18 protein-coding genes and 1 tRNA gene are annotated in these 22,089 nt (G+C 69.1%); 6 read left to right on the top strand and 13 right to left on the bottom strand.

What is annotated here, in order from left to right; all coding sequences use genetic code 11:
• The 7 genes from ABE438_RS04760 to ABE438_RS04730 all read right to left on the bottom strand — a co-directional run bounded on the left by ABE438_RS04760 (position 1) and on the right by ABE438_RS04730 (position 5,927).
• Complete coding sequence (locus ABE438_RS04760) at positions 1 to 294, bottom strand: MrpF/PhaF family protein (RefSeq protein WP_346501383.1); 294 nt, start codon at positions 292 to 294, stop codon at positions 1 to 3.
• Positions 291 to 623 carry a Na+/H+ antiporter subunit E gene (locus ABE438_RS04755; protein ID WP_346501382.1) on the bottom strand — a complete coding sequence of 111 codons (333 nt, stop codon included), beginning with the start codon at positions 621 to 623 and terminating at the stop codon, positions 291 to 293. Before ABE438_RS04755 ends, ABE438_RS04760 begins: the two co-directional genes overlap by 4 nt.
• The gene (locus tag ABE438_RS04750; protein ID WP_346501381.1) at positions 620 to 2,158 is read right to left on the bottom strand and encodes a Na+/H+ antiporter subunit D; all 1,539 of its coding nucleotides are present in this window, start codon (positions 2,156 to 2,158) and stop codon (positions 620 to 622) included. The genes ABE438_RS04755 and ABE438_RS04750 overlap by 4 nt, the downstream gene beginning before the upstream one ends.
• Positions 2,155 to 2,574, bottom strand: coding sequence for an NADH-quinone oxidoreductase subunit K (locus ABE438_RS04745; protein WP_346501380.1), 420 nt, complete (start codon positions 2,572 to 2,574; stop codon positions 2,155 to 2,157). The genes ABE438_RS04750 and ABE438_RS04745 overlap by 4 nt, the downstream gene beginning before the upstream one ends.
• A 2-nt stretch (positions 2,575 to 2,576) precedes the next feature.
• Positions 2,577 to 2,975 carry an MnhB domain-containing protein gene (locus tag ABE438_RS04740; protein WP_346501379.1) on the bottom strand — a complete coding sequence of 133 codons (399 nt, stop codon included), beginning with the start codon at positions 2,973 to 2,975 and terminating at the stop codon, positions 2,577 to 2,579.
• A complete protein-coding gene (gene mbhE / locus ABE438_RS04735; protein ID WP_346501378.1) occupies positions 2,972 to 5,272 on the bottom strand; it encodes a hydrogen gas-evolving membrane-bound hydrogenase subunit E in 2,301 nt (766 codons plus the stop codon). The genes ABE438_RS04740 and mbhE overlap by 4 nt, the downstream gene beginning before the upstream one ends.
• 580 nt (positions 5,273 to 5,852) lie before the next feature.
• Positions 5,853 to 5,927 (bottom strand) — tRNA-Gly (locus tag ABE438_RS04730).
• Between the two features lie 326 nt (positions 5,928 to 6,253).
• Here ABE438_RS04730 and ABE438_RS04725 point away from each other — a divergent pair.
• The 4 genes from ABE438_RS04725 (at position 6,254) to ABE438_RS04710 (ending at position 10,066) form a co-directional block, all read left to right on the top strand.
• Positions 6,254 to 6,814 (top strand): prolyl-tRNA synthetase associated domain-containing protein, encoded by a 561-nt coding sequence (locus ABE438_RS04725; protein WP_346501377.1) that lies wholly within the window; start codon positions 6,254 to 6,256, stop codon positions 6,812 to 6,814.
• A gap of 158 nt (positions 6,815 to 6,972) precedes the next feature.
• Complete coding sequence (gene trxA, locus ABE438_RS04720) at positions 6,973 to 7,884, top strand: thioredoxin (protein ID WP_346501376.1); 912 nt, start codon at positions 6,973 to 6,975, stop codon at positions 7,882 to 7,884.
• Positions 7,885 to 7,903: 19 nt separating this feature from the next.
• Positions 7,904 to 8,575: an LON peptidase substrate-binding domain-containing protein gene (locus tag ABE438_RS04715; RefSeq protein ID WP_346501375.1), complete on the top strand. Its 672-nt coding sequence runs from the start codon at positions 7,904 to 7,906 to the stop codon at positions 8,573 to 8,575.
• Positions 8,576 to 8,668: 93 nt separating this feature from the next.
• The gene (locus ABE438_RS04710; RefSeq protein WP_346501374.1) at positions 8,669 to 10,066 is read left to right on the top strand and encodes an MFS transporter; all 1,398 of its coding nucleotides are present in this window, start codon (positions 8,669 to 8,671) and stop codon (positions 10,064 to 10,066) included.
• Positions 10,067 to 10,107: 41 nt separating this feature from the next.
• Here ABE438_RS04710 and ABE438_RS04705 read toward each other — a convergent pair whose 3' ends face one another.
• Positions 10,108 to 12,501 (bottom strand): transketolase-like TK C-terminal-containing protein, encoded by a 2,394-nt coding sequence (locus ABE438_RS04705; protein ID WP_346501373.1) that lies wholly within the window; start codon positions 12,499 to 12,501, stop codon positions 10,108 to 10,110.
• Positions 12,502 to 12,620: 119 nt separating this feature from the next.
• On the opposite strand from ABE438_RS04705, the gene ABE438_RS04700 reads away from it, so the two are divergent.
• Complete coding sequence (locus tag ABE438_RS04700) at positions 12,621 to 13,103, top strand: Lrp/AsnC family transcriptional regulator (RefSeq protein WP_346501372.1); 483 nt, start codon at positions 12,621 to 12,623, stop codon at positions 13,101 to 13,103.
• Between the two features lie 18 nt (positions 13,104 to 13,121).
• Here ABE438_RS04700 and ABE438_RS04695 read toward each other — a convergent pair whose 3' ends face one another.
• The gene (locus ABE438_RS04695; RefSeq protein ID WP_346501371.1) at positions 13,122 to 13,493 is read right to left on the bottom strand and encodes a hypothetical protein; all 372 of its coding nucleotides are present in this window, start codon (positions 13,491 to 13,493) and stop codon (positions 13,122 to 13,124) included.
• Between the two features lie 13 nt (positions 13,494 to 13,506).
• A complete protein-coding gene (locus ABE438_RS04690; RefSeq protein ID WP_346501370.1) occupies positions 13,507 to 15,051 on the bottom strand; it encodes a serine hydrolase in 1,545 nt (514 codons plus the stop codon).
• Positions 15,052 to 15,136: 85 nt separating this feature from the next.
• On the opposite strand from ABE438_RS04690, the gene ABE438_RS04685 reads away from it, so the two are divergent.
• Complete coding sequence (locus ABE438_RS04685; RefSeq protein WP_346501369.1) at positions 15,137 to 15,961, top strand: SDR family NAD(P)-dependent oxidoreductase; 825 nt, start codon at positions 15,137 to 15,139, stop codon at positions 15,959 to 15,961.
• On the opposite strand, the gene ABE438_RS04680 is transcribed toward ABE438_RS04685, so the two are convergent.
• The 3 genes from ABE438_RS04680 to ABE438_RS04670 all read right to left on the bottom strand — a co-directional run bounded on the left by ABE438_RS04680 (position 15,962) and on the right by ABE438_RS04670 (position 22,000).
• The gene (locus ABE438_RS04680) at positions 15,962 to 17,437 is read right to left on the bottom strand and encodes a cryptochrome/photolyase family protein (protein WP_346501368.1); all 1,476 of its coding nucleotides are present in this window, start codon (positions 17,435 to 17,437) and stop codon (positions 15,962 to 15,964) included.
• A 140-nt stretch (positions 17,438 to 17,577) separates the two neighbouring features.
• Positions 17,578 to 20,772 carry an efflux RND transporter permease subunit gene (locus ABE438_RS04675; protein ID WP_346501367.1) on the bottom strand — a complete coding sequence of 1,065 codons (3,195 nt, stop codon included), beginning with the start codon at positions 20,770 to 20,772 and terminating at the stop codon, positions 17,578 to 17,580.
• 70 nt (positions 20,773 to 20,842) lie between these two features.
• On the bottom strand, positions 20,843 to 22,000 hold the full coding sequence (locus tag ABE438_RS04670; protein ID WP_346501366.1) for an efflux RND transporter periplasmic adaptor subunit: 1,158 nt from the start codon (positions 21,998 to 22,000) through the stop codon (positions 20,843 to 20,845).
• Between the last annotated feature and the right edge of the window lie 89 nt (positions 22,001 to 22,089).

Here is a 22,089-nt window from a genome sequence, read left to right as displayed (position 1 = left end):
TCAGCGCTCCTCTTCGTTGATCGAGCCGCGCTCGATGAAGGCGGCGAAGGCGACCGTCGTCAGGAAGCCGACCAGCGCCACGCCCAGAGCGATGTCGAGGAAGGCGGCGGATCCGGACACGACGACCGCGAGCCCGGTGGCAGCGACGCCGAGCAGGCTCAGCATGTCGAGCGCGACCACGCGGTCCGGCCCTCCGGGGCCTCGCACGATGCGTATCCCCGCGCAGACCAGCGCCGCCAGGACGAGCAGCGCCGCCAGGGCGACCGCGATCTGGTGGACGGACTCGGCGCTCATGGCAGGACCTCCTTCACACGGCGTTCGAACCCCTCCTTGATCTGGTCGACGCTGAGGTCCGACACGTTCATCACGTGGACGTAGAGGGTCGAGCGGTCCTCGCTGACATGCAGGCTCACGGTTCCCGGCGTCAGCGTGATCATGTTGGCGAGCAGGGTGATGCCCGCATCGCTGCGGACATCGAGCGGGACGGCGACGATGGCCGAGCGGTTGGCCCGCTCGGGATCGAGGACGGTAAGCGTCACCTCCTTCACCGACAGCGACAGCTCCTTCAGGAAGAGTGCGGCCAGCCTGCCCCAGGCGAGCGTGGCATTCGCGAAAGCCTTCATGGCCGGGCCTCCGCCGTGCGCTGCGCATCGGCGCCGAGCACGGCCTCGATATAGGCGCTCTTGTCGAGCAACTGCTCGCCCGCACGCAGCGAGAAGGCCACGAAAGGCTCGGCCATCAGGCCGATCGTCAGGGTGACGGCTGCGAGCAGGACGATGGGTGTCAGCATCGTGCGGCGCGTACCGGGCTCGGCGAGCCAGCGTTGCGTCGCGGCTGTGCTTTCGGCCGGCGCGGCCTTCCAGAAGGCCTCGTTCCAGATTTTCAGCATCGAGTAGAGCGTCAGCACGCCGACTGCGAGCGCCGTCCCCGCGAGCACGACATGGCCGGCGTCGAGGCTCGCCTTTACCACCACGAATTTCGACCAGAAGCCGGAGAGCGGCGGCAGGCCTGCCAGCGAGAGGGCCGGGATCAGGAAGAGGACGCCGAGCCAGGGCAGGGTCCGGTAGAGCCCTCCGACCTGCTTGAGCTCGAAGGAGCCGCCGGCACGGTTGATGACGCCCGCCAGCAGGAACAGGTTCGCCTTCACCACGATGTGGTGGATGACGTAGAGGATCGCGCCGCCGATCGCGAGCGGGGTGGCGACCGCGATGCCGAGCAGCATGTAGCCGATCTGGCTGATGATGTGGAACGACAGGATCTTGCGCACGTCGAAATGCGCCGCCGCGCCCAGCACGCCGGTGACCATCGTCAACGCGGCGACGACCCCGATGATCGACGCCGTGAAGCCAAGCGAGAGATCGAAGATGAGCGTGAAGCTGCGGAGGATGGCATAGACGCCGACCTTGGTCAGCAGCGCGGCGAAGATCGCCACGATCGGTGCCGAGGCGGTGTGGTAGGCGGCTGGCAGCCAGAAGAACAGCGGGAACACCGCCGCCTTCGAGCCGAAGGCGACGAGGAAGAGCACTGCGATGGTGGTGACCAGCCCCTGGTTCTCGACCGTGGGCAGCACGCGGGCGATATCGGCCATGTTGAGGCTGCCGGTCAGCCCGTAGAGGAAGGCCACGCAGATCAGGAAAAGCGTCGTCGCGACGAGGTTGAGGGTGACGTATTTCACCCCTGCGTCGAGCTGCTCGCGCGTGCCGCCCAGCGCCAGCAGGCCGAAGGACGAGATCAGCATCACCTCGAACCAGACATAGAGGTTGAAGATGTCGCCGGTCAGGAAGGCGCCGGTGACGCCGAGCAGCAGGCCCTGATAGAGCGGATGGTAAAGCGACGCCTCGCGCGCTTCGGCATCATCGACGAGGCCGTAGATGCCGACCGCGACCGCCATCAGCCCGGTGATGACCACCATGGCGGCGGAGAGCATGTCGCCGACGAAGCTGATGCCGAACGGCGCTGCCCAGCCGCCGAACTGTGTCGCCGGCACGGTCCCGTCCCGCGTCGCCGCAAGCAATGCGAGGGACGACAGCAGCAGCCCGGCGCTCGCGGCGAGGCTGACGATCCGCTGGGCGCGCGGCCTCTGCCAGAAGACGCAGCAGAGCGCGACGCCCAGAAGCGGCCAGAGGATCGGCATCGAGAGCAGGAGATGGGTGCTCATCGGGCCGGCTCCGTCACGGGCGGCGCGGGGGAGTGGCTTGGCGGGGGCGACGGCGCCGCCGCCTTGGCCGCCCGCGGCTCGGCGGCGCGCAGCTCCTCGGTGTCGAGCGTATCGAAGCGGCGATGCGCGCTTTCGAACAGGATCACGGTGAAGGCGATCAGCGCGAAGGAGATCACGATCGCGGTCAGGATGAGCGCCTGGGGCAGGGGATTGCCGCCGCCCACCAGGGCCTCGGCCCCGTCCGGCACCAGCGGCGGCGTGCGCGATCCCATCCGCCCGGCCAGGAAGAGCGAGAGATTGGCCGCATTGCCGAGCAGGAGCAGGCCGAGCACGATCCTCAGCACGTTGCGCGACATCACGAGATAGGCCGACGCGGCGACGAGGACGCCGAAGGCCAGCGCGAAGACGGGCTCCATCGTCACGCCTCCAGATAATAGGCGAGGAAGGTCAGCACCGCGCCGATGACGCAGAGATAGACCCCGACGTCGAAGACGAGGGTCGTGCTCAGCGGCAGGCCTCCTGGAAAGGCCCATTGGTGCTGCAGGAACGGCTCGGCCAGCAGAAGTCCCGGCAGCCCGGACAGCAAGGCGAGCATCAGCCCGCTGCCGATCAGCGCCTTGGGCGAGACCCGGAGCAGCCGCACCAGCGCGTTGCGGCCGCGCGGCAGGCTGTGCACTGCGATGCCGGCTGCCGCGATCAGCCCGCCGATGAATCCGCCGCCGGGCTCGTTGTGGCCGCGCAGCAGCACATAGACCGAGAAGAGAATCGCGACCGGCAGAACGATGCGGCTGCTGGTGAGCAGGATCAGCGAATTCATCGAGTGCCTCCCGTAGTGGCGCGCCTCAGGCCGGCGATGACCGCAGCGGCCGCGATCCCCGCCAGCCCGAGCACGGCGATCTCGCCGAGCGTGTCCAGCGCGCGGAAGTCGACGATGATGACGTTGACGAGGTTGCGACCATGAGCCTGCGGCACGCTCTCGGCCCGGAAGAAGTCCGACAGGCGCGCATCGAAAGGCTGCGCCAGCACCGACAGCATGACGAGTGTCGCCATGACGCCCGCGCCGAGTGCGATCGTGCCGTCGCGCAGCTTTTCGCCGCGCCGGCGATAGTCGCTGTCGCGGAAGGGCAGGCGCCCGACGATCGCGAGCAGAATCACGATCGAGAGCGCCTCGACCGAGAACTGCGTGAAGGCGAGGTCAGGCGCGCCCTGGAACAGGAACAGCAGCGCCACCGCGAAGCCGACGAGACCGGCGGCCGCGATGCCGGCGACGAAATTGCGCGCCCGGAGCACTGCGAGGGTCGCCGCGACGAGCAGCACCGCGATGACGAGCTCGGGCTGCCAGATCCCGGCGAAGCTCGGCCATGCGAAACCGCCTTGCGAGATCAGCGTGGCGAAACCCGCGAGCGCCGCCACCGCGACGGTATAGCCGGTATAGCTGCGCAGGCTTCCCGACTGGATGGCCTGCGTCTGCCAGCGCGCCACGGACTGGAGGCCTTCCATGGCCCGGTCGTAGACGCGATCCGGCCCCCACAGGGCGATCTGCTCGACGCCGCTCAGCTGCGTCCGGATGCGCGTCCAGCTCCCGAAAGCCGCGACGCCGAGACCAAGCGTCAGGAGGCTGAGGAGCAGCATCGGCGTGAAGCCGTGCCAGAGGGCGAGGTTGTAGTCGATCGGATGCCCCGCGACCGCGGCCGCCGCGGGCAGGATCAGGGTGTCGCTGACGAGCCAGGGCGCGAGCCCGAACACCAGGCCCAGCGACGCCAGCACCAAGGGGCCGGCCAGCATGGCGACGCCGGGGTCGTGCGGCTTCCTCGGCGTGGGCCGGGGTGGGCCGGCGAAACAGCGCCACGAGACGATGCAGGCGATCACCACCATGACCGCATTGGCGACGAGCGCGACGGCGACGACCAGCCACGAGGTGGAGGCCGCGAGGCCGGTCTCGTAGACCAGTTCCTTCGCGGCGAAGCCGATGAAGGGCGGCAGTCCCGCCATGGAGAGACTGCCGGCGAAAGCGACGAGCGCGGTCAGCGGCATGGCGTGGCGCAGACCTCCGAGCGCCGCGGAATCCCGCGTTCCGGTCTCGTGGTCGACGATGCCGGCCACGAGGAAGAGGCAGGCCTTGTAGAGCGCGTGGACCACGAGGAAGGTCACGACCGCCATGGCCGAGAGATCGCCCGGGATGCCGATCATCAGCACCAACGTGCCGAGCGAGATGATCGTCGAATAGGCCAGCACGCGCTTGAGATCCGTCTCGCGCAGGGCGAGCACCGCGCCGACCAGCATGGTCAGCCCGCCGAACCCGGTCAGCAGCAGAACCCAGCTCTGGTGCCCCTCGAAGACCGGGCTCAGCCGCGCCAGCAGATAGACGCCGAGCTTCACCATGGTGGCCGAATGCAGGAAGGCAGAGACCGGGGTCGGCGCGACCATGGCGTTGGCGAGCCATGGATGCAGCGGCGCCTGCGCAGACTTGGCGAAGGCGCCTGCCGCGAGCAGGCAGATGATCGTCGAAGCCAGCGGGTGGCCCGCGATCTCCGCCTTGCGGGCGATCAGGCCGGAGATCGAATAGCTCCCGGCGATCTGGCCGAGAATGATCACGCCCGCAAGCATGGCGAGCCCGCCGCCCACCGTGACGAGTAGCCCCTGCTGCGCAGCACGGCGCGAGGCCGCCTTCTCCGGCGAAAAACCGATCAGCAGGAAGGAGGTCAGACTGGTCAGCTCCCAGAAGACGACGAGCAGCAGCAGGTCGTCAGCCAGAACGGCGCCGAGCATCGCCGCCATGAACAGCGTCAGCGCCGCGTAGAAACGCGGCAGGCGCGGATAGGCCTTCAGGTAGAGCGACGCATAGAGAAAGACGGCCGTGCCGACGCCGGTGATCAGCAGCGCGAAGACGAGCGAGAGCCCGTCGAGCCGGAATGCCGCGGTGATGCCCAGCGACGGGATCCAGTCGCGAGCGGCTGTGACGGCCTGCCCCTCTGCCACGAGCGGCGCAAAGCCGAGGAAACAAATGGCCAGCACCAGCGGCACGCAGGCCATGACGGGCGACGAGCGGCCGCCGAGCCAGGCGGCGAGCGGCGCCGAGGCGAAAGCGATGAAGACGACGAGTGCGAGATCCATTCCTGCCCGATCCGTTTCGGATCTTGGAACTGGAAGAAACGTGCCAATGGCCTAGTCGATCGATAATCTCGGTAATTCAATCATTTACGCGTGACGCACGCCGATCTGGGCGGCCGGCGATGTTCGCCTGGCTGAACACGACGTCGCCCCTTGTTAAGATCGGCGAACACCATGTCCCTGGGACGATCCGGCAGCCTGAGGTGGTTTCATGACCCGCGACATTCGGGGGATGATGAGCCTCGGCACGGCACACGGGTCGAAGACGGTTTGGACCTGAATTCAGGATCGAGGCGGTCGCACCAGGCCGCCCCGCCGGCGACAGCTCCGCGGGCGCATGCACGCCGCGGCCTGTATTGGCTCGGAGGGGTTGCTGGGGTGCGCCGCGAAAGTTGCTTCAAACAGTGAGGAGCAGCGGGCATGGGGCCGAAAGACCCCGAGCGGCGCCGGAACCGGACCTGTACAACGAGGTAACCATGGACTTCCGGAAGCCTTCAGAAGCTGCCTCGAGCCGCCCAGGCCAGAAAAGCAAAAAGCGCCGGGAGACCCGACGCTTGCATGCTTCTCTTCATCAGAGACCATCTGGAGCGGGCGAAGGGATTCGAACCCTCGACCCCAACCTTGGCAAGGTTGTGCTCTACCCCTGAGCTACACCCGCATCCGGACAGTGGCGCCGCTCGCTGCGGCGTTGGCGGGTTATTGCCCCAAAGCCGGGCGGTGCGCAAGCGCCTTCTTGCGAGAAAATCGCGATGGGCTGCCGATCGCCGGGGGAGGTGTGAACGGCGCCAGGCTGGACCCCGGCGTTTCGCGGCGAAAATCACGCATTTTCGCTGGGAAACCCGCAAGGCGCGCTGTGGTGGGGCTGTGGATAATTTCGCCGGCTGGCTGCGACCCGGCCGCTGGCGAGCCGGGGGATTGCCCGCCGCGGCGCGATGCGGCACGGAATCGGGGTGCTCCAGCACGCCAGACCCAAGAGAATCGCCGATGTCCGATCTGCCCGTGCCCGAAACCGCCGTCCGTACGCCGCTGACGCCCGAGGATCTCGTCGCGCTGCTCGACGGCCTCGGCATCGCGACGGCGCGCACCGATCATGTCGCGGTGTTCACCGTGGCGGAATCGAAGACGCTGCGCATCGCGCTGCCGGGGCACCACACCAAGAACCTGTTCCTGAAGGACAAGAAGGGCCGGCTCTTCCTGGTCTCGGCGCTGGAGAGCACCGCGATCGACCTGAAGCGCCTGCACGAAGCGCTCGGCGCCTCCGGGCGGCTTTCCTTCGGCTCGGCCGAGCTGCTGATGGCGACGCTGGGCGTCACGCCGGGTTCGGTCACGGCCTTCGCCGTCGCCAACGACCGGGCAGGAGCGGTGACCATGGTGCTCGACGCCGCGCTGATGGACGGGGCGCCGCTCAATTTCCACCCGCTGGTCAACACCGCGACCCTGACGATCGCGCGCGAGGACATGCTGCGCTTCCTGGAGGCCGTCGGGCACGCGCCGCGCATCCTGGCGCTGCCGGCGCCACCTGCGGCGCAAAGCGACGCCGGGTGATGGACAGCGGCGCCCGCGCTTCCCATCTAGGGCGGGAGAGCCTGGCCTGGGCGGCGCCCGAGATGCGCGCCGAGGTTTCGAATACGGCAGGGATCGCCTAAAAGGCTCGACAGGATAGCGCCCCGAGGGGCGGCGGCAGACAGGATGAAGGACGGCCCATGCTGGTCAATGGCGATGCGGCTCCCGCCGGGGAGCTGGTGAAGGATACGACGACGCAGGGGTTCCGACAGGACGTGATCGCCGAGTCGATGAACCAGCCGGTGCTCGTCGATTTCTGGGCTCCCTGGTGCGGCCCGTGCAAGCAGCTGACGCCGGTGATCGAGAAGGCGGTTCGCGACGCGCGCGGCAAGGTCAAGCTCGTCAAGATGAACATCGACGAGCATCCCGCCATCGCCGGCCAGCTCGGCATCCAGTCGATTCCCGCCGTGATCGCCTTCCAGCGCGGCCAGCCTGTCGACGGCTTCATGGGCGCCCAGCCCGAGAGCCAGATCAAGGCCTTCATCGACCGCATCGCCGGACCCGCCGGGCCGAGCCCGGTGGAGGAGGTGCTCGCAGCAGCGGCCGAGGCTGCCGAGCAGGGCGATGCCGCCGGCGCCAGCCAGCTCTATGCCGAGGTTCTGGCGGCCGAGCCGGAGAACCTGACCGCAATCGCCGGGCTCGCCCGGCTGCATCTCGACGCCGGCGATCTCGAAGGCGCCAAGGGCTTCCTCGCCATGGTCCCGGAGGCCAAGGCGAACGACAAGGCGCAGGACAAGGCGATCGCCGCCATCCGCGCTGCGATCGAGCTGGCCGAGCAGGCCGCCTCGCTCGGCGATACCGCGGGGCTGGAGGCCCGGATCGCCGCCGATCCCAATGATCACGAGGCCCGCTTCGACCTCGCGATCGCGCTCAATGCCGGCGGACGACGCGGGGAGGCGGTCGACCAGCTGATCGCCATCATCAAGGCCGATCGCGCCTGGAACGACCAGGCGGCGCGCAAGCAGCTGCTGCAGTTCTTCGAGGCGTGGGGCCCGATGGACGAGCAGAGCGTCGCCGGCCGTCGCAAGCTCTCGACGGTCCTGTTCTCGTGAGCGTAGGGAGCGCGGCGGCATGGCGATGAACGCAGTCTATCGCGGCCCGGACGATTGCCCGGTCGTGGTTCCGCTGTTTCCGCTGGAGGGGGCGCTGCTGCTGCCGCGCGGCCAGATGCCGCTCAACGTGTTCGAGCCGCGCTATCTCGCCATGGTAGACGAGGCGCTGCGCACGCACCGACTCATCGGCATCATCCAGCCGGAGCCCGACAGCGACGGGCAGGGCGCCGCGCCACCGCTGGTCGGAGTCGGCTGCCTCGGCCGGATCACGCAGTTCGCCGAGACGGGCGACGATCGCTATCTGATCACGCTGACCGGCGTCTCGCGCTTCCGGCTGGTTGAGGAATTGTCGGTGACGACGCCCTATCGCCAGGCGCGGGTGGATTACACGCTCTTCGCCGTCGATTTCGAGGCGCGCGCCGGCGAGGAGGAGGTCGACCGCACCGGCCTAGTCCAGGCGCTGCGTAGCTTCGCCAAAGCGAACGAGCTCAAGATCGACTGGAAGAGCGTCAACGAGGCGCCGAACGAGGCGCTGGTCAACGCGCTATCGATGATGTGTCCGTTCGGGCCGCGCGAAAAGCAGGCCCTGCTCGAGGCGCCGAGCCTGAAGCACCGGGCCGAGGTGCTGGTCGCGATCACCGAGATCGAGCTGGCGCGCGGCGGTTCCGGGTCGGACACCACGCTGCAGTGACGGGCGCGCCGCCGTAAGGGCGGCGGCCCAGCCCGGGACGAGGCGCGCCTCCAGCGTCGCCCACCCGCACCATGACGCCGGATCGGGTGGACGATGACGCAGGCAAGCAGCGCGGCCGGGACCCCGCCCGTCACCTATCCGCCACGGCGCTCCGTCGTCGCCTGGATCTTCTTCGACTGGGCGGCGCAGCCCTTCTTCACCCTGGTCACGACCTTCGTCTTCGCGCCGTTCTTCGCGTCCGCGCTGGCCGCCGACGCGGCTCAAGGGCAGGCGCTCTGGGGCTATGCCACCGGCTTCGCCGGCCTCGCCATCGCATTGATGTCGCCGCTGCTCGGCGGCATCGCCGATGCGACCGGCCCGCGCAAGCCGTGGATCGCGGTGTTCGGCGCGATGCTGGTCGTCGGCTCGGCGATGCTCTGGTATGCGCGGCCGGGTTCGCCGATCGCGGTGCCGATCGCGCTCGCAGGCTTCGTGCTGGCGACGATCGGCGCGGAATTCGCGACGATCTTCAACAACGCGATGATGACCCGCCTCGTCCCGCCCGAGCGGCTCGGGCGGCTGTCGGGCACAGGCTGGGCGGTCGGTTATCTCGGCGGGCTGATCTCGCTCGCCCTGACGCTGGGCTTCCTCGCCGCCGATCCGCTGACCGGGCGGACGCTGGCCGGCTTCACGCCGCTCTTCGGGCTGGACGCGGCCGCGCGCGAGGGCGATCGCTTCTCCGGGCCGCTGACCGCGCTCTGGTTCATGGTCTTCGTGCTGCCGATGTTCCTGCTGACGCCGGACAGCCCGCGCAGCGGCGTCTCGCTCAAGGTCGCAGCCAAGGGCGGGGTGCGCCGAGTGCGCGATACGCTGGCCGAGCTGCCGCGCCTGCCGGGCCTCGGCCGCTTCCTGCTCGCCAACATGGTCTACCAGGACGGGCTGGTGGCGCTCTTCGCCTTCGGCGGCATCTACGGCGCCGGCGTGTTCGGCTGGGGTACGATCGAGCTCGGCGTCTTCGGCATCCTGCTGACGATCACCGGCACGCTGGGCGCCTTTCTCGGCGGCAAGCTCGACGATCTGATCGGCGGCAAACCAGTGATCCTCGGTGCGCTCGCCTGCCTGCTGATCGCCTGCCTCGGCATCCTCTCGCTCGGGCCGGGCCATCTCGCCTTCGTCGTGGAGGTGGCGCCGCCGGTGCCCGGCGACGGGCTCTTCGCGGCGGCGGCCGAGAAGGCCTATCTCGGGCTAGGCCTGCTGATCGGACTGGTGGCGGGCCCGCTGCAGGCCTCGTCGCGCAGCCTGCTCGCCAGGCTGGCGCCGCCGGCGCGGATCGGCGAGTTCTTCGGCCTGTTCGCGCTCGCCGGCAAGGTGACGTCCTTCCTCGGCCCGACGCTGGTCGCGCTGATGACGACGATCTTCGCCAGCCAGCGCGCAGGGCTGGCCGTGCTGATCGGCTTCTTCCTGCTCGGCGCCTGGCTGATTGCCGGCGTCAGCGTCCGGCGCGAGCGCTAGACGACCATGCCCCGGCCAAGGCCCGGGCATGGCGGCGTGCGTCAGGGCAGCGCCTTCAGATACCGCACCGGGCGGCCCGGCGCCGCCGACTGCGCCGCGTGGACGATGGCGTTCGCGTCGATGCCGAAATGCCGGTAGAGGTCGGCGACCGTGCCGGTCTGGCCGAAATGCTCGACGCCAAGCGCCTTCTGGCGGTGGCCGTGCACGCTGCCGAGCCAGGCCAAGGTCGCAGGGTGCCCGTCCAGCACCGAGACGATGCCGCAATCGCGCGAGAGTTCGCCGAGCAGCCGCTCGATATGGCTGGTCGCGGCGTGGTTGCCGCGCTGGCGGGCGCGTTCGGCCGCCTGCCAGCCGGCGTTGAGCCGGTCGGCGGAGGTGATGGCGAGCAGGCCGACATCGCGCCGGTCCTCGGCCAGCAGGCCGACCGCCTTGATCGCCTCCGGCGCGACAGCACCGGTATAGGCGACGACCACCGAGGCGTTGGGGCCGGGCTTGCGCAGCCAGTAGGCGCCGTCGATGATGTCGCGCTCCAGCTCCGGCGTCATTGCGCGCGAGGGCTGCTCGAGCTGGCGGGTCGACAGGCGCAGATAGACCGAGCCGCCGGTCTCGTCGCGCAGCCAGGTGCGCTCGTCGGGGTCGCCCTCGCCATCCTTCTGCAGGTACTCGAACGACCAGCGCATCATCACCGCAAGCTCGTCGACGAAGGCCGGCTCGAAGGCGCAGAGCCCGTCCTGGCTCATGCCGATCAGGGGGGTGGCGATCGACTGGTGCGCGCCGCCCTCCGGCGCCAGCGTCACGCCCGAGGGCGTGGCGACCAGCATGAAGCGGGCGTCCTGGTAGCAGGCATAGTTCAGCGCATCGAGGCCGCGCGAGATGAAGGGATCGTAGAGCGTGCCGATCGGGATCAGGCGCTCGCCGAAGATCGAATGCGAGAGGCCCAGCGCCGAGAGGTTGATGAACAGGTTCATCTCGGCGATGCCCAGCTCGATATGCTGGCCGGTCGGCGAGAACTCCCATTTCTGCATCGAGGGAATGCGCTCGTCGCGGAAGGTGTCGGCCATGGAGGCGCGCGCGAACAGGCCGCGGCGGTTCACCCAAGGGCCGAGATTGGTCGAGACGGTCACGTCCGGCGAGGTGGTGACGATGCGCTCGGCCAGCGGCCCGCCGGCCTTGGCGATCTCGTCGAGCACCTTGCCGAAGCCCATCTGCGTCGACATCACCGGCTGGATGCCGGCCTCGAGCCGCGCCGGGACGGGCAGGGCCGGCGCCGAGAGCCGCCGCCGGCCTTCCGCGAAGAACGGCACAGAGGCCAGGAAGTCGCGCAGCTCCGGCTCGGGCAGGTCCAGCCCCTCGAACAGGTCCCATTCATGGCCGGGGCGGATGCCGTTGGCCTTGCGGAAGCCGTCGAGCTGCTCCTTGGTCATCAGCCCGGCATGATTGTCCTTGTGGCCCGCCAGCGGCAGGCCGAAGCCCTTGACGGTGTAGGCCAGGAAGCAGACCGGCCGGTCATGGTCGATCTTCTCGAAGGCTTCGAGGATCGAGGGCATGTCGTGGCCGCCGAGATTGCACATCAGCGCCGAGAGCTCGGCGTCGCTGCGCTTCTCGATCAGCTTGGTGACGGGGCCCTGGTCGCCGAGATCGTCCATCAGCCGCTTGCGCCAGGCGGCGCCGCCCTGGAAGGTCAGGGCCGAATAGAGCTGGTTCGGGCAGGAATCGATCCACGCCTTCAGCCGGTCGCCGCCCTTCTCCTTGAAGGCGGCCTGCTGCAGCGAACCGTATTTCAGCGTGACGACGTCCCAGCCGAAATTGCGGAACATGGTCTCGAAGCGGTCGTAGAGCCCTTCGCGGACCACGCCGTCGAGCGACTGGCGGTTGTAGTCGATGATCCACCAGGTGTTGCGCAGCCCGTGCTTCCAGCCCTCCATCAGGGCCTCGAAGATGTTGCCCTCGTCGAGCTCGGCGTCGCCGATCAGCGCGACCATGCGGCCTTCCGGGTGCTCCTTCGCCCAGCCATGCGCCTTCACATAGTCCTGCACCAGCGAGGAGAAGAGCGTCTGGGCCACGCCGAGACCGACCGAGCCGGTCGAGAAGTCGACGTCGTCGATGTCCTTGGTGCGCGAGGGATAGCTCTGCGCGCCCTTGTAGCCGCGGAAATTCTCCAGCTTCTCGCACGTCTGCAATCCCATCAGGTAGTTGATGGCGTGGAAGATCGGCGAGGCGTGCGGCTTTACCGCGACCCGGTCCTGCGGACGCAGCGCCGCCATGTAGAGCGCCGTCATGATCGTCGCCAGCGAGGCCGAGGAGGCCTGGTGGCCGCCGACCTTCATGCCGTCCTCGCTGGGACGAAGATGGTTGGCGTTGTGGATCGTCCAGGCGGCGAGCCACAGGATCTTCTTTTCCAGCTCGGCGAGCGCGGGCAGGCGGGTATCGGTCATCGTTTCCTCCAACCCTGACATCATGCACCGCTGCGTGTGGCGATACTTGCCAAAGTTGTCGGCCCGCGCTTTCGTCCTTGGCGGATTCCGCCAAGGACGGGCGGCAGGGATGACGGAATATGGCAGAGCACCGGCTGGACGAGATCGACCGCCGCATCATCCAGACGCTCCAGGCGGACGGGCGCATGAGCGTGCAGGATCTGGCGAGCCGCGTCGGGCTCTCGCCCTCACCCTGCGCGCGCCGCGTCAGGCTGCTCGAGGATGCCGGGGTGATCGAGGGCTATGTCGCCATCGTCAACCAGGAGAAGCTCGGCCTGCCGGTCTCCGTCTTCGCCTCGATCAAGCTGGAACGGCAGCGCGAGGAGGAGTTGGACCGCTTCGCTGCAGCGGTCTCGCGCTGGCCGGAAGTGGCGGACTGCTACCTGATGACCGGCCAGCGCGACTACCTGCTGCGCATCATCGTCAGCGACCTCTCGGCCTATGAGCGCTTCCTGAAGGACAAGCTCACCCGGCTCGACAACGTCGCCTCGATCGAATCGAGCTTCGCGCTCGGCAAGGTGAAGCACTCGCATTCCGTGCCGGTCGAGCTGGCGCGCGTCTGACGTGTCGGGTGTGGGCGGCTACCAGCCGCGCTGCGCCTTGATCGCGCGCTTCTGCATCTCCTTCTGGCCTTTCCAGTAGTCCTTCTGCATCTCGCGCTGCGCTTCGAAATAGTCGCGCATGCGCTCCTTGCGCGACATCGGCTCACGATAGCCGTAGCCGTCGTAATGGTCGTCGTGCACGTCGTCCTCGGCCAGCGCATCGAGAAAGTTGCGCAGCGCCGAGCGGGCGGGCTCGGCCGGCGAGGCGAGAACGGCCGCCGGCAGCGCCACCGGGAACGGGGCGGCGAGAACCGGTGCGCTCACGGCGAAGGGCGCAAGGAACATGGCGCCGAGAGCGATGACGGGTAGAGGGCGGACGCCGAAGCGACGGGTGGGGAACGGACACGTCATGGCTGCAACCTCCTCAAGGCGCCGCGCTGCGGTCGAAGCTGTGCGGCAGCTCCGGCGAGAGCCAGCGCATCGTGGCGACGCGCCCGGCATTGTCGGTCTCGAAGCGCACGCGCGTGAACGGCATCCCGCCCGACAGGGCGGCGGGCCCGGCATAGTCGCCCTCCGGCGTCAGCGTCGCCTGGAACAGGAAGGGATCGTCCCGGTTCGGCGCGAGCGCGATCACCGCATCCGTCTTCTCCAGCACGAGGCGCAGGCCGCCCTCGGCGCGCGTGACGGTGGCGCTGCCGAGAATCGGCGAGGTGTAGGTGCCGGCGAGATCGGCCGCCTTGGCCGGCAGCGGCCCGGTGACGAAGCTCTCGATCTCCGCCTTCGCCGCGGCGTAGCGCTCCCGTGCCGCTTCGGCGCCGAGCGCGATATTGTCCACCGTCGGATTGCCGAGCACCCGGTCGTAGAACCATTGCGCCAGCGCGTCCGGCATGCCGCCATTCTCGAGATTGGTCAGGACGACGATTCCGGTGCGGGCGTCGGGCAGGAAGCCGGCATGGGCGCCGAAGCCGATCGTGCCGCCATTGTGCCAGATGATGCGCCCGCGCGGCGTCGTCGAGATCACCCAGCCGACGCCATAGGCGCTGCGCTCGTTGATGGCGACGCGCGGCGTCCAGGTCACGTCGAGATTATCCTCCGAGACAACGACCTTGTCGCCGAAATGACCGCGTCCGAGCTGGAGCCTGAGCCATTTCGCCATGTCCGGCACGGTCGAGTTCAGCGCCCCGGCCGGGCCGAGCGCATAGGGGAAGGCCTGGTGGAACGGCACCGCGACCGGCTGCTCGGCCAGCCGATGGCCGATCGCATGGTCGGCGGCGGCCATGATCGCGTCCGGGCTCGCGCTGGTGGCCGTCATGCCGAGCGGATCGAGCACGCTCGCCTTGAGCGACTCAAACCAGTTCGCGCTGCCGTTGACCGTGGCGACGATCTCGCCGCCGACCAGGTGCGGCACGTTGAGATAGCGGAAGTCGGAGCGGAACAGCCCCAGTTGGGGGGCCGCACGCATCGCCCGGATCATGGTGGCGGCGTCGAAGCCGAGCATGGCCAGCCCGTCATTGACATAGGGCGTCAGCCCCGAGCGCTGGGCTGCGATGTCGAGGATGCGGAAGTCGCGCGCCACCCAGGGATCGGCGAGCTGGAAGGCTGGATGACGGTCGACGACGCGGTCCGCCCAGGCGAGCCGCCCGGCATCGACAGCCTGCGCGAAGGTGACGCCGAGAAACGCCTTGGTAGTCGAGCCTACCTGGAAGACCGTATCGGCCGTCACCCTGTCCGGCTTGCCCTGCGCACGCAGGCCGAAGCCCTTGGCGTAGATCAGCGCGTCGTCATGGACGATGCCGATCGCGACCCCAGGCACGGAAAAGGCCTTCATCGCGGCGGCGACCTGCTGCTCGAATTCCGGCAGCAGCGCGTCGATGCGCGCGCGTGTCGGCTCGGCAGCCCCGGCGGCCGATATCGCCATCGCGGCGCCAGCCAACCCGCCCAGGAGCGCCGCGGTGATGGTTTTTGTCATGCAAGTTCTCCCTGGCCCTGCGATGATGCCGGGCGCGAGGCAGGCACGGCGCGGACTGACTTTAGGTAAACTGGAACGGACGATTGTGACGAGTCTCGAAATCGATCGCCTCGCCGGCACGGCCCCGCGCGTCGCCTGGGTCACGGGCGCAAGCTCCGGGATCGGAGCGGCCGTCGCGGTCGAGCTCGCCCGCCGCGGCTGGACGGTCGCGGCCTCCGCCCGGCGGACGGAGCGCCTGGAGGCCCTGGCGCAATCGCTGCCGGGAGAGGCGTCAGGCCGGATCGTCGCCCATCCCGTCGACGTCACCGATGCCGACGGGCTCGCCGCGACCGTCAACGCGATCGAGCGCGTGCACGGGCCGATCACGCTCGCCTTCCTCAATGCCGGTGTCGCGCCCGGCTCCGATGCCGGCGGGCTCGACCTCGCGGCGCTGGAGCAGGCGCTCGCCGTCAACCTGATGGGCGTGGCCCGGCCGCTGTCGCTGCTGATGGACAGGATGGCGGCGCGCGGGCAGGGCACCATCGCGGTCAACGCCTCGCTGGTCGGCTATCGGGGCCTGCCTGGGGCCGCCGCCTATGGCGCGTCGAAGGCGGCCGCGATCCACCTCTGCGAGAGCCTGGCCTTCGATTGCGCGCGCCACGGCATCGCGCTGAAGCTGGTCGCGCCGGGCTTCGTCGATACGCCGATGGTCGCGGGCCAGTCCTTCGCCAAGCCGATGATGATCGCCGTCGAGGACGCGGCGCGCCGCATCGTCGACGGGCTCGGCCGGCCGGGCTTCGAGATCGCCTTTCCGCGCCGCATGGCCTGGCTGGTCAAGCTGCTGCGCGTCCTGCCCTATCCCGCCTATGCTTGGCTGGTCGCGCGGCTCGACCGCCGGCTGGGCAAGGGCCGCAACCGTGGCCCAGGCTGATCAGTTCCCGGCGGCGTCCCCGCGCGTATCGGGCAGGCTGGCGAGCGCCTCGAGCGCGCGCCGGCGGCCGAAGGCGAGATCGATCACCGGTCGCGGATAGGTTTCGCCGAGCGTGATCCCAGCCGCTTTCAGCTCCTTGGCGCTGGCGGTCCAGGGCGCGTGGATGCGGCTGTCGGGGAGCCCGGCGATCTCCGGCAGGAAGCGGCGGACATAGCTGCCGTCCGGGTCGTGCGTCTCGCCCTGCGTCACTGGGTTGAAGATCCGGAAATAGGGCGCCGCATCGGCTCCGGACCCGGCGACCCATTGCCAGCTCGCGGCATTGTTCGCCGGGTCGGCGTCGACCAGCGTGTCCCAGAACCAAGCCTCGCCCTCGCGCCAGTCGGTGAGCAGGTGCTTGATCAGGAAGGAGGCCACGACCATGCGCACGCGGTTGTGCATCCAGCCGGTCTGCCAGAGTTCGCGCATCCCGGCATCGACGATCGGATAACCAGTGAGCCCGCGCTGCCAGGCGCGCAGCGCGGCCGCGTCCGTCTCCCACGGAAACGCGGCGAAGCGCGGATTGTAGCTGCGGGTCTCCAGCCCCGGATTGTGGAAGAGGAGGTGGTAGCTGAATTCGCGCCAGCCCAGCTCGCTCAGGAACTTCTCGGCATCGGCCGCGCTGCCCGCCGCTTCGCCCGCCTCGCGCGCGGCGGCGAGCGCATGCCAGATCTGTCGCGGGCCGATTTCGCCGAAGCGCAGATGCGGGGAGAGGCGCGAGGTGGCGGCGCGCGCCGGGCTGTCGCGCCCGTCACGATAGCCGGCAAGCCCGCTATCGAGGAAATCGGAGAGACGCTTACGTGCCGAGGCCTCGCCGGGCGACCAGGCCTCGCGCAGGCCGCCAGCCCAGTCGGGGCCGGTCGGTTCGAGGCCGAGCGCGGCGACGTCGCGAACCCGGCCGGCGAGCCTGGCCGGGATCCCGGCCGGCCGGATCTTGGCGGGGGCGGGCAGGGGCGTCGCCGGCTCGCCGCGCGCACGGGCGGCCTTCCAGTAGGGCGTAAACACCTTCATCGGCTGGCCGGTCATGGTGGTGACCTCCCAGGGCTCGTTGAGCAGCGCCGCGTTGAAGCTCTCGACCGTCACCCCGGCCTCGCGCAGCTGCGTCTTCAGCGCCTTGTCGAGCCTGAGCGCGCCATCCTCGTAGCGGCGGTTCCAGGCGACGTAGTCGACGCCGGCCTTGGCCACGAGGTCGGGCAGCAGCGTGGCCGGGTCGCCGCGCAGGATCAGCAGCTCGCCGCCGCGCCGGGCGATCTGCTCCGCCAGCGCCGCCAGCGAGCGCGACAGCCACCAGCGCGCCGCCCCGCCGAGCGCGCGCCGGTCGCCGCCCTCGTCGAGGATGTAGACCAGGAGCGCCTCGCCCCTGGCGCAGGCGGCGCGCAGGCCCGGATTGTCGGCAAGACGAAGGTCGTCACGAAACCAGAACAGCGAAGCGGCAGTCACGGGCGGTATCCTTATGCGCTCTCCATACGCACGGCGTGGCCGATGGGTTCACCGCGCCGCGCGCAAACCTGCCACCCAACGAAAAACCCCGCCCGCGCCGGACGGCGGGGGCGGGGTTCGGGATCGTCCGGCAGCGCCGCTCAGTGGGCCTGGGCTTGCGGCTGCTGCGGCGTCGGCGCCGCCGGCTTGCGGCCGAGCGAGGCGACCCAGCGCACCACCACGTAGAAGATCGGGGTGAAGAGCAGGCCGAACAGCGTCACGCCCAGCATGCCGGAGAACACGGCGACGCCCATGGAGTGGCGCATCTCGGCGCCGGCACCGGTGGAGATCGTCAGCGGCAGCACGCCGAGGATGAAGGCGAGCGAGGTCATCAGGATCGGCCGCAGGCGCGTGCGGGCCGCGGCGATCGCCGCGTCGCGCCGGTTCATGCCCTCGTCCTCCGCCTGCTTGGCGAACTCGACGATCAGGATCGCGTTCTTCGCCGCCAATCCGACGAGCACCACCAGGCCGATATCGACGAGGACGTTGCGGTCGAGCCCCTGCAGGTTCACGCCGATCATCGCCGCCAGGATACACATCGGCACGATCAGGATGACCGCCAGCGGCAGGAGCCAGCTCTCGTAGAGCGCGGCCAGCAGCAGGAAGACGAAGACGACGCCGAGGCCGAAGGCGATGATCGCGGTGTTGCCGGCGAGCTTCTCCTGCAGCGCGATCTCGGTCCATTCGAAGCCGAAGCCCGAGGGCAGCCGCTCCTGCGCGATCTTCTCGACGGCCGCGATGCCCTGGCCGGTCGAATAGCCTGGCGCCATCGACATCTGCACCTCGGCCGCCGGGTAGAGGTTGTAGCGCGGCACGCGATAGGCGCCGGTCTGGTTCTCGAAGCGGGCGACCGAGCCGATCGGCACCATCTCGCCGTCATTGTTGCGCGTCTTCAGATTGGCGACGTCGCGCACATCGAGGCGGAACGGATTGTCGGCCTGTGCCGTCACCCGGTAGGTGCGGCCCAGCATGTTGAAGTCGTTGATATAGGCCGAGCCCATATAGACCGAGAGCGTCTCGAAGATCCGGCTGATCGGCACGCCGAGCATTTCCGCCTTGGTGCGGTCGATATCGGCGAAGATCTGCGGGGTCCGCGTCGAGAACAGGGTGAAGGGCTGCTGGATGCCCGGCGTCTGGCCGGCCGAGCCCGCGACGATCCACGCCGCCTGCTCGAGCGCCGCCAGCCCGCGGCCGCCGCGGTCCTGCACATAGCCCTTGATGCCGCCGCCCGAGCCGATGCCCGGCACCGCCGGCGGCTCGATCACCAGGGCGAAGGCCTCGCCGATCGACGCCATCTGCTGGCGCAAATCGTTGAGGATCGCCGCCGGCGTCTGCCCCGCCTTGGCGCGCTCCTCGAAGGAGCTCAGCGTCACGAACACCACGCCGGCATTCGGCGCGATGGTGAAGGTGGCGCCGTCGAGGCCCGCGATCGAGACCGCGTGCGCCACGCCGGGACGCGACAGGGCGAGTTCCGCCGCGCGATGGATCATCGCGTCGGTGCGCTGGAGCGACGAGCCCGGCGGCAGCTGCAGCGCGACGATGAAGTAGCCGCGGTCGAGCTGCGGCACGAGGCCGGTCGGCGTCGAGGCCAGGCGCTGGCCGGTGACGGCGATCAGGGCGGCATAGACCAGCAACAGGATGACCGAGAGGCGGATCAGCCGCGCGGTCACCTTGCCATAGGCGCGCGAGAGCCAGTCGAAGCCCTTGTTGAAGTAGTGGAAGAAGCCGCGCACCGGCGCGCCGAGCTTGTAGAACAGCCCGTGCTTCTCGTGCTCCTCATGCGCCTTGTGCGGCTTGAGCAGGATCGCCGACATGGCCGGCGACAGCGTCAGCGAGACGAAGCAGGAGATCGCGGTCGAAGCGGCGATGGTGACAGCGAACTGCTGGTAGAACGTGCCCTGCAGGCCGCTGATGAAGGCGGTGGGCAGGAACACAGCGCAGAGCACCAGCGCGATGGCGAGCAGCGCGCCGCCGACCTCGTCCATGGTCTTGTGGGCCGCGTCCTTCGGCGTCATGCCCTCGGCGAGGTAGCGCTCGACGTTCTCGACCACGACGATCGCGTCGTCGACCACGATGCCGATGGCGAGCACCATGGCGAGCAGCGAGATCGTGTTGAACGAGATGCCGACCGCGCTCATCACCAGGAAGGTGCCGACCAGCGAGACCGGGATCGCCACGATCGGGATGATGGCGGCGCGCCAGGACTGCAGGAACAGGATGACGACGATCACGACCAGCAGCACGGCCTCGATCAGCGTGCTGACCACCGCGTCGACCGACTGCGAGATGAACTGGGTGGGGTTGTAGATGATGCGGTAGCCGACGCCGGGCGGGAAGTCCCGCTCCATCGTCTTCATCGCGTTGTTGAGCGCTTCGGAGGTCGCGAGCGCGTTCGAGCCCGGACGCTGGAAGACGCCGATGGCGACCGTGTCCTGGTTATCGAGATAGGCGTTGGTGGTGTAGTCCTGCGAGCCGAGCTCGACGCGGGCGATGTCGCGCACGCGGATCGTGCCGCCATCGGGGTCGGCCCGGACGACGACGTTCTCGAACTCCGAGATCTCGGTCAGGCGGCCGAGCGTGTTGACCGAGAGCTGGAAGGCGCCGTCAGACTGCGCCGGCGGCTGGTTGAGCGCGCCCGCCGCGACCTGGACGTTGGCGGCGCGCAGAGCCGCGACCACGTCGCCCGCGGTCAGGTTGCGGGCCGCGACCTTGGCGGGGTCGAGCCAGATGCGCATCGAGAAGTCGCGCGCACCGAAGACCTGCACATTGCCGACGCCGTCGACGCGGGTCAGCACGTCCTTCACGTAGAGCGTGGCGTAGTTCGAGAGATACTGGGCGTCGCGCGACTTGTCGGGCGAGACCATATTGACCAGCATCATCAGGTCCGGCGACGCCTTGCGGGTCTGGATGCCGAAATTGCGCACTTCCTGCGGCAGGCGCGGCTCGGCGGCCGCGACGCGGTTCTGTACCAGCACCTGCGCCTGGTCGACATCGGTGCCGGCCTTGAAGACGACGTTGATCGTCACGCGCCCGTCACCCGTCGACTGCGAGGTGATGTAGAGCATGTCGTCGACGCCGTTCACCTCCTGCTCGATCGGCGTCGCCACGGTGGCGGCGACGACCTCGGCCGAGGCGCCGGGATAGCTGGCGGAGATCGAGACGGTCGGCGGCGCGATCTCGGGATATTCCGCGATCGGCAGGGTGCGCTGGACGACGACGCCGGCGATCGTCAGCAGCACCGAGAGCACGGTGGCGAAGATCGGGCGGTCGATGAAGAAATGGGTGAAGCGGAACATGGTTTCATCCTGGCCGGAAGGGCAGGGCGCGCGGCGCCTTCGCCGCGCGCGTCGTGTCGTCTTTCGGCCGTCAGGGCTGCGCGGCAGCCTTGATCTCTCCGGGATTGGGCGTGACCGCCGCGCCCGGGCGGACCATCGGATTGGCCAGCCCGTTGACGATCACCTTGTCCTTGGCGTCGAGACCGCTGCGGACCACGCGCAGCCCATAGGCCATCTGGCCGAGCTCCACCGGCTTCGGCACCACCTTGTTGTCGGGGCCGACGGTCAGCAGGATCTTGCGGGCCTGGTCCGAGACGATGGCCGAATCCGGCACGAGCAGGGCGTCGCCCTCGCCGGCGAACAGCCGCATGCGGCCGAAGGTGCCGGGCGTCAGGAACTGGTCCTGGTTGGCGAAGACCGTGCGGCCGCGGATCGTCGCGCTGCGGGCGTTCAGGGCGTTGTCGATGAAGTCGACCGAGCCCTTGCGCGTCCACTCGCGCTCGTCGGCGAGGCGCACCATCGCCGGCGTGCCCTTCTCGCTCTGGTCCGTGCTCTCGCGGCGCAGGCTGGCGAGGCGCGAATAGCGCAGATAGTCGGCTTCCGAGAGGTCGAAGGTGAAGTAGATCGGCGAGACGGCGACGATGGTGGTCAAAAGCGTCGCGCCGGACTGGCCGCCGGCGATCAGGTTGCCGACGTCGACGCGGCGGTTGGACAGCCGCCCGGTCAGCGGCGCCTTGACCTGGGTCCATTCGAGATTGAGCTCGGCGGTCTTCAGATTGGCCTCGGCCGCCTGGTGCGAGGCGAGCGCGCTGTTCAGGTTGGCGCGGCGCTGGTCGATGTCGCGGGCGGTGATGGTGCGGTTCTGCGTCAGGGCCTCGGCGCGCTCGACTTCGTTCTGGGTCAGGTCGACCTGGGCCTTGGCGCGGGCGACCTCGGCGCGCGCGGCGTCCACGGCCAGCGCATAGGGGCGCTGATCGATGGTGAACAGCAGGTCGCCGGCCTTCACCAGGTCGCCATCGCGGAAATGCACCTTGTCGAGGAAGCCGGAGACGCGGGCGCGCACCTCGACCTGCTCGCTGGCCTCGAATCGGCCGGTGAACTCGTCCCAGTTGACGATCCGCTTGGCGAGCGGCTCGGACACCGAAACGGGCGGAGCGGGCGGGGCGCCCTGAGCGAGCGCCATGGCGGACAGCCCCGGGAACAGGACTGCCAAGGCGACGAACACCCGGCTGGAGCGGCGGCGGATCATGGGAAACTCCGAGAATGCGGGCACGGCAGACCCTTTCCGGGATTCCGGCCGTTGCGGCAAGAACCCTCAGGCGCTGACGATTGTCAAGT

Origin of the sequence: Allobosea sp. TWI1241 (assembly GCF_039673065.1) — a bacterium.
In the GTDB taxonomy this organism is placed as follows: Bacteria; Pseudomonadota; Alphaproteobacteria; order Rhizobiales; family Beijerinckiaceae; genus Allobosea.
Note: the sequence above shows the minus strand (reverse complement) of the source record. Positions and strands in the feature narration are given on the sequence as shown.